At 63.7% G+C, this 6028-nt stretch carries 12 protein-coding genes; 9 read left to right on the top strand and 3 right to left on the bottom strand.

Annotated features, from left to right (window positions below; translation table 11 throughout):
- On the bottom strand, window positions 1–595 hold a 595-nt coding region (locus tag VFZ66_24495; protein ID HEX6292369.1), incomplete at its 3' end, for a peptidoglycan recognition family protein.
- A gap of 136 nt (window positions 596–731) precedes the next feature.
- Between VFZ66_24495 and VFZ66_24490 the strand changes: the two genes are divergently transcribed.
- From VFZ66_24490 to VFZ66_24480, 3 genes are all read left to right on the top strand, one after another.
- The gene (locus VFZ66_24490; GenBank protein ID HEX6292368.1) at window positions 732–935 is read left to right on the top strand and encodes a hypothetical protein; all 204 of its coding nucleotides are present in this window, start codon (window positions 732–734) and stop codon (window positions 933–935) included.
- Between the two features lie 229 nt (window positions 936–1164).
- Window positions 1165–2097: a hypothetical protein gene (locus VFZ66_24485; GenBank protein HEX6292367.1), complete on the top strand. Its 933-nt coding sequence runs from the start codon at window positions 1165–1167 to the stop codon at window positions 2095–2097.
- 15 nt (window positions 2098–2112) lie between these two features.
- The gene (locus VFZ66_24480) at window positions 2113–2718 is read left to right on the top strand and encodes a hypothetical protein (protein HEX6292366.1); all 606 of its coding nucleotides are present in this window, start codon (window positions 2113–2115) and stop codon (window positions 2716–2718) included.
- On the opposite strand, the gene VFZ66_24475 is transcribed toward VFZ66_24480, so the two are convergent.
- Window positions 2708–2980, bottom strand: a complete 273-nt coding sequence (locus VFZ66_24475; protein HEX6292365.1) for a hypothetical protein — start codon at window positions 2978–2980, stop codon at window positions 2708–2710. The genes VFZ66_24480 and VFZ66_24475 overlap by 11 nt on opposite strands.
- A gap of 230 nt (window positions 2981–3210) precedes the next feature.
- Between VFZ66_24475 and VFZ66_24470 the strand changes: the two genes are divergently transcribed.
- The 6 genes from VFZ66_24470 to VFZ66_24445 are packed head-to-tail and all read left to right on the top strand — an operon-like array spanning window position 3211 to window position 5380.
- The gene (locus tag VFZ66_24470; protein ID HEX6292364.1) at window positions 3211–3639 is read left to right on the top strand and encodes a hypothetical protein; all 429 of its coding nucleotides are present in this window, start codon (window positions 3211–3213) and stop codon (window positions 3637–3639) included.
- Window positions 3636–4166, top strand: a complete 531-nt coding sequence (locus tag VFZ66_24465) for a hypothetical protein (protein HEX6292363.1) — start codon at window positions 3636–3638, stop codon at window positions 4164–4166. Before VFZ66_24470 ends, VFZ66_24465 begins: the two co-directional genes overlap by 4 nt.
- Window positions 4135–4476: a hypothetical protein gene (locus VFZ66_24460; GenBank protein ID HEX6292362.1), complete on the top strand. Its 342-nt coding sequence runs from the start codon at window positions 4135–4137 to the stop codon at window positions 4474–4476. The genes VFZ66_24465 and VFZ66_24460 overlap by 32 nt, the downstream gene beginning before the upstream one ends.
- Window positions 4473–4904 carry a hypothetical protein gene (locus tag VFZ66_24455; protein ID HEX6292361.1) on the top strand — a complete coding sequence of 144 codons (432 nt, stop codon included), beginning with the start codon at window positions 4473–4475 and terminating at the stop codon, window positions 4902–4904. The genes VFZ66_24460 and VFZ66_24455 overlap by 4 nt, the downstream gene beginning before the upstream one ends.
- Complete coding sequence (locus VFZ66_24450; protein HEX6292360.1) at window positions 4901–5092, top strand: hypothetical protein; 192 nt, start codon at window positions 4901–4903, stop codon at window positions 5090–5092. The genes VFZ66_24455 and VFZ66_24450 overlap by 4 nt, the downstream gene beginning before the upstream one ends.
- A gap of 12 nt (window positions 5093–5104) precedes the next feature.
- Window positions 5105–5380, top strand: a complete 276-nt coding sequence (locus tag VFZ66_24445) for a hypothetical protein (protein ID HEX6292359.1) — start codon at window positions 5105–5107, stop codon at window positions 5378–5380.
- A gap of 79 nt (window positions 5381–5459) precedes the next feature.
- Here the strand turns inward: VFZ66_24445 and VFZ66_24440 are convergent, their stop codons facing one another.
- Window positions 5460–5675: a hypothetical protein gene (locus VFZ66_24440; protein HEX6292358.1), complete on the bottom strand. Its 216-nt coding sequence runs from the start codon at window positions 5673–5675 to the stop codon at window positions 5460–5462.
- Window positions 5676–6028 lie beyond the last annotated feature (353 nt).

The following is a 6028-nucleotide window of genomic DNA, read 5'->3' as shown; positions in this document are numbered from 1 at the left end:
CGCGCTGCACGAGCTGCACCGCCGACACGAACGCATCGATCGGAAAGTGTGGACCCGGATCCCAGTGCGTCGATTCGCCAAACGCGCGGCTGATCTCAGCGTGTGAAGTGATGCCCCGTTTGAACGCTTGCAGATCCTCAGCCTTGAGCCACTCGAGCGGCAGATTGTTTGCGTCGCAGCGCCACCGCACAAGCCGAGCTGCGAGCCCGAGCATGGGCAGCGACTTGGAGTCCGTCCACTGCATGAGCGTCTGGTCAGCACGGCCGCACAGCTCGATCCCCTCGCCGTATCTGTTGCCGGTGCGTCCGCAGTGCCACGCCTCGCACTCCCACGGCACGCACTGCACGATCGCTCCGGTGTCCACGAACGCGTGGGCGCTGCGCCGCTTGTGGGGCGGCGCATTGGGCGCCAGGTCCGCCAGCTCGCGCGCACCCTGCCGAGCCTTTCCGAGCCCCTCAGCGCCGTGTGTTGCGTGGATCACGACCCAAAGCGGCGCGCTGCGCCTCGAAGCGCGCCGATAAAACCTGGCGTCGATGTAGGGCAGTGGCTGCTCGAGCGCTGCAGCGGGGCGCAGAATGGGCTCGCGATCTGTCATGGCCCATTGTCCCGCCGCTCCCCGCTGCGCGGAAGGTGGGGTAAAATCGGAGCTGCTTCTACGCACGCAAGACATGAGCACACGGAGCGCGCTTGCATGGTGCAAGCGCGCAGCCGTTTTCGACGGAGACCAAGCAATGCCGGAAGACAAGATCGACGCGGGAGTTATCCGCGAATCCGACCTCGACGGCGGCACGCAGCCGGGCGGCGTGCGCGAGCTGGCCGACGCGTACCGCGAGGCGTCGAAGCGCGCCTTTGCGCTCGATCTCTTCTACGTCGTGCTTGTGGGCGCTGGCGTGCTTGGGTGCGCGCTCGCAGCTTCCGGCAGTCGCCGCCGATAGCTGCCATGCTCTACACCGCGTTGAGGCTCGTGATTGCAGCGACTGACGTTGTGATCACGAAGATCGACGAGGCGCGCGCGCGCCGGGCAGCCGCTCGAGCTCCAACCGACCCGGCACCGCGCCGGCCGCACCTGTGGGACCTCTCGACGCCGCCGCACTGCGTCTACTGCACCGTCGAGCAGACACCAACGAACGAGCACATGCTGTGCTCTGCAACGGGGAACCGACCATGATCCACATGCCACCGCCCGAGCTGCACGACGCTTTCACCGCAGCCGCAGCCAAGAGCGGCTTACCCGTCAACCTGCTCGAAGCGCTCGCTTACGACGCGTCAGCATTTGACCCGAGCGCGAAGAATGGCGACCGCAAGGGCCTGTTCGGCTTCACCGATCCGCTGTGCACCGCGTTCGCCGTCAGCGATCCCTACAATGCAGCGCAGGCGATCGAGGGCGCATGCCTCGCACTTCGCGACATCGTAAAAAACTGGTCTAACTTCCCCGCGATCTTCGCGTCGTGGCGCTTTCTCGTGACTGTGCCGCACGACCCGAGCAAGAACCTAACGGTTGCGCAGCTAGCAGCGGCACGCGTTGCAACGCTGCCAGGCGCCGCGCCGCCGAGCTGGCCAGCAGAGATGCGCGCTTACTGCGCGCGCATGCTGGCCTTTCGATACTGGTTCATGAACCGAGGACAGCCGAGCGGCGCGACCGTGCTGGAGAAGCTCGACAAAGCGACAGCCGCACTGGTGAGAGCAAACGTTGGCTTGAAGCCGGCGATCCGCGGCGTGCTGGTGAACACCGCCGACGAGGCGCGCGCGAAGTTTGTGGACTATCAAAAGAGCCTATGGCCCGACCTAACGCTCGGGTCGCTTTGGGCTGTGTGGCTTGCGTATCGCGACGCTTTCGACGTTGCGCCCGTCACAACCTCAGACACTCCGCTGCCCGAACTGATCGAGCCGAACTGGTGGCGCGAGCGGCTGAAGGTGGACCCGTTCACGCCGACGCTGATGCGCACAGCAGAGGAGATCGCCAAGGCTGCGGCCGAAGTCTCGAAGGCAGCCAAGAACCTCAACGACGCGACACGAGAAAGCCCGATGCTAGTGTTTGGCGGAATCGCCGCCGTCGCTGCGTTAGGTGTCGTGATCGCCGTCGCGACTCGCAAGTGAAGGGAGATCGGGCCAATGACTCGCACGCAGACATACGCCGCCGTCGCAGGCGCCGCAGCACTTGGCGTGCTTGTGGTCGCTTCTGCAGCGAGCGCAAAGCCCCACATCGACGATCCACTGCTCTCGCCACGGATGCGCGAACTGAAGCGCTTACGCGCGGAGCTGGCGCGACTGCAAGCAGAGATCCCGCGCGCGAGCGTCGATCGCAAGTACATGATCGAGGCCGAGCTAGTGAAGCTCGATCGCAAGCTCGCAGCGCTGCAGAACACACCAGCAGACCGCGAACCGTCCGCGATCGACGGCTGGACCCCGATACTCGACAGCACGCTCGAGGCGCAGCCGGGCCGCGTATATGCCGCCGTCGTGCAACTCGGTTGGTTTGCATCGCTGGTAGTCAGCGCCGCAACCATCGAGCGGGAGCTTCGCAAGGCGATCGCCTGGCAGTCGCTGCACGTCTCGGCCGCACCGATGCCCGCAGGCGCGGCTAAGTCGCCGCTCGGAGCTGCGCCGCCGTGGACACTCGAACCCGCCAGCGGGCGCTACTGGATCGTGGGACAGCCGGCACAGACTTACAAGCTCGCGCGACCCTCGCAGCTGCTCGAGGCTTACGTCAGCGGCTGAGGCGTCCGATCATTTCCGCGACTGTATCGGCTGGCGCAAGCTCGTCCGTGCTTTCGTCGCCAAGCTTCAGACCGCAGAACGGGCAATAGCTCGCGCTCACGAGCATTACACCGGAGCCCGCGCACAGCTGCAGAACCCACCGCTCTGTAGCGTAGGGCGTGCGCGAGCTGTCAGCTGCGCCGAGTCGCGTCACCGACACCGCAGTCGGAATGGTTCGCACCAAGTCACCAACCAACGCGCCGATCTGTTCAAGCTCGCGCATGCCGTCGCACCGATGAATGCCCGCTGTCATGACGGCGGATGTAACCACGAATCGACGCGATAGCCCACCCACAGATTGCCAAGCAGCACGATCCGCGGGCCTGGCCAATGCGTGAGCATCGAGAACGCGATCATCGACAGCGCGATCGCAAAATTCACCCAGAAAATAAGCCTTAGAAAGCACCGCATCCGGTCTGTCATGACAACGATTTTGCGCCTACAGTCGCTGTCATGACAACAAAGAAACGGCGGCAACGCCGACAGAAACCAAACCCCAGCAGTGCGCGCACCGGATCGATCGCCGACCAGATACACGCGAAAGCCGATGAGCTGATGCGGCACACCATGCGCAAGCAGCGCGCGACGGTGCAAGCACTGCTCGACGCGCGCGATCTGACGCACGTTGACTTGACAGACTGGCTTGGCGAGCTGAACACGTTTCTAATCGACTTGTGCGCACCGCTCGCAGTCGATCACGTGATCATTCTCGGCCGGGACAACGCTGACGGCAGCATCGTGGACGTGTTCACGGGCTCCAACCACCAAGATATCGAGGACGCCCGCAAGCTCGCAGCGATGGGGCACGACAGCATGCAGGACGACGACGAGGGCGAGCTGTGCCCGACGTGCGTCAAAGAGTACGAAAGCAACCTGTCATGACAGCAATCGACAGCAACAAGCTGCGCGAGCTGGTGAAGCGCATGCACGCAAACAGCCTGCAGATCCAGGAGGCCAACAAGCACAACGATCCGAGCTACTGCGTAGGCTGGCGCGGAGCGACGAACACATACGCGATCGAGCTGATGGCACTGATCGACCGCGAGACCGCAGCAACGATCCGCAGCACCGTGCTGCACGTGAGGCTGCAGAACGTAGCGAGCGTTGATTACGTGGGAAGTGACGTTGCAGCTGTGAGCGTCAACGGCGAGCAGTGGCCGCACTGCATAGACTGCGGCCAGCCTTGCCCACCCGACAGAGACCCGCTGCGCTGTCTGGTGTGCCAGCTTGACAAGGACGTGGCGACGCACGACGCCGACGTAGCGCGCGCATGGGAGAGCGCGAACGCTTCGAGCCCCCGCCTCAGCTTCACCCCAACAGCGCGCGGACTGATCATCAACGCGCCGATCGAACCTCGACTAACAGAGAGTAAGCACCGTGAAGAAAAAGCCGACACGCAAGAAGACTAACAAGACGTGGCGCCGGTCGGCTGCCGTGCCGCTGCAGGTCTTTCTCACCGAAGAAACTAACACCAAGCTGGCCGCCGACCTCGCAGCCACCAACCGATCGAAGTCGGAACACCTGCGGCTGCTGATCGAGACGTACAAACCACCGAAGCCGAGACGCAAGCGCGCTCGCAAGCCGCCGACAGATGCAGAGCCAGTGGACCCGAGACAAACCAACATCGAAGAACTCACAGCGCGCCCCGAGGGCGAGGCGTTGCGAGAGTGGGCAGAACGCGAAGGTCGCAGCGATTGGCTGCAGGAAAACTTGTCATGACAGACCAAAAAGAAGACACCGACAGCATCGATCCGTTCCAGTGCCTGCCGCCGACTCGCAAAAACTTTCCGAGCACCGTGCATGCGCTGACGTACTACGAAGCGCGCGCAAAGAAAGCTCGCGAGGCGCAGCGGCTACTCGCACACGGATCCGTATTGGCTCGCACCGTTGTCGAGCATGCACAAGCTGCAGCCTTCCAGGTTCGCAGCCTCTCACGCGTCGAACTGCTGAAGCTTGGCGTAACCGAAGAGACGATCGCGGAGCTGCAGAAGCTCACCGATGCGCCCGAGCAGCTGGGAGCTGCACTCGTGCCAATGGTCGAGACGTTCAGCAAAGCGGCAGCGCTTTACGACGAGCGCGCGAAGATACTTGAGCAGGCGTGCGCCGCGCTGATCGCGCAAGCGCAACGCGAAGGCGCGCTGTCATGACAGGCTCTAAGACATTGAGCGTCGCTCTCAGCTCTGACGAGCGCTGGGATCTGGCGATGTTTTTGAAGCGCGTCACGTGGCGCGAGCTGCGGAGCTGCGCGGTCGATGACGCTGAGGCGTACCGCATGCGCGAAGCGATCGACAAGGTGCAGCGCGGGCTCGAAGAGATTGGCGTTTGCGTGCGCTAAAAAGGTGGTGTCATGACAGGTCGATTTACAGATGCAGACGTTGAGGAACAGCTCGCGAAATGGCTAGCAGTCGCAAAGATGCTTGAGACGTGCGTGGAAATCGCTTTCAAACCGCAGTCACCCGACGACGGAGCCGCGGTCGAACTGGTCTACGGCGGCGTGATGCTGTTGCTAAACAAGATGGCCGCCAACAGCGGCATAACTCGCGACGAGTTTCTAAGCCAGCAGTCGGATATGTTCGACATCGTGCAAACGATGTACGCCGAAGCGCGCGAGACGTTTCTCTAGGTGAGATGGCGGCGGGCGCGCTGTGAGCTTGTTCGCTGGTTCAAGGTCAGCGATCACAGCGCGCCCCCCGCCCTCGATTCTACCTGCAAGCACGCGCGCGCGCTGTGCTCGAGCGCGCCAGGGCCTCGCACTTCGTCAGCATGCGCTCGAGCTGCTCGACGCGATCGCGCTGCACCTGCATGTCCGGCTCACTGTAGCCGCAGCCCCAGAGCGACACAGCAGCCAAGCACAGGGCGATCACGAGCAGCAGTGCCGAGGCGAGCGATAACGCGATCACGGAGAAGCTCGTGCGCATGCGCGCGCGCCAGCGTGTTGTCATGACTGCGAGTGTACCGCCGAGCTGGCCGACGCCGCGAGCTGCGTCGAGCTGGCACGCAAGATGCTCTCCCCCTCTGTGCCTCTCGTGCTAGATGGGTAGAGGCGCGCTGCGTCAGCGGCTCGACGGTTGGGCGAATCGCCAAGCCTTGCCCCCCCTAGGTGTGGCGATTGGAGAGCACCACGGGCCGCTGACGCTGCGCATTCGGGTCACGCACAGCGACACCGTGTGGAAACCTCTCCAACAGCGCGAAGCGCGTCGTAACTGACCGCGCCGCGAGCGGCCGGAGGGTCGGCAGGGTTGGCGAGCCCTCGCGAAGCTCAGCAGCTCGC

The organism is Herpetosiphonaceae bacterium, from assembly GCA_036374795.1.
Classification (GTDB): Bacteria; Chloroflexota; Chloroflexia; order Chloroflexales; family Kallotenuaceae; genus LB3-1.
This window is presented reverse-complemented; position numbering and strand designations above follow the sequence as displayed.

Excerpts from the sequence above, each read along its gene's own strand:
- VFZ66_24490 (HEX6292368.1), top strand. The coding sequence starts at position 732 with ATGCCGGAAGACAAGATCGACGCGGGAGTTATCCGCGAATCCGACCTC.
- VFZ66_24485 (HEX6292367.1), top strand. The coding sequence starts at position 1,165 with ATGATCCACATGCCACCGCCCGAGCTGCACGACGCTTTCACCGCAGCC.
- VFZ66_24480 (HEX6292366.1), top strand. The coding sequence starts at position 2,113 with ATGACTCGCACGCAGACATACGCCGCCGTCGCAGGCGCCGCAGCACTT.
- VFZ66_24475 (HEX6292365.1), bottom strand. The coding sequence starts at position 2,980 with ATGCGCGAGCTTGAACAGATCGGCGCGTTGGTTGGTGACTTGGTGCGA.
- VFZ66_24470 (HEX6292364.1), top strand. The coding sequence starts at position 3,211 with ATGACAACAAAGAAACGGCGGCAACGCCGACAGAAACCAAACCCCAGC.
- VFZ66_24465 (HEX6292363.1), top strand. The coding sequence starts at position 3,636 with ATGACAGCAATCGACAGCAACAAGCTGCGCGAGCTGGTGAAGCGCATG.
- VFZ66_24455 (HEX6292361.1), top strand. The coding sequence starts at position 4,473 with ATGACAGACCAAAAAGAAGACACCGACAGCATCGATCCGTTCCAGTGC.
- VFZ66_24450 (HEX6292360.1), top strand. The coding sequence starts at position 4,901 with ATGACAGGCTCTAAGACATTGAGCGTCGCTCTCAGCTCTGACGAGCGC.
- VFZ66_24445 (HEX6292359.1), top strand. The coding sequence starts at position 5,105 with ATGACAGGTCGATTTACAGATGCAGACGTTGAGGAACAGCTCGCGAAA.
- VFZ66_24440 (HEX6292358.1), bottom strand. The coding sequence starts at position 5,675 with ATGCGCACGAGCTTCTCCGTGATCGCGTTATCGCTCGCCTCGGCACTG.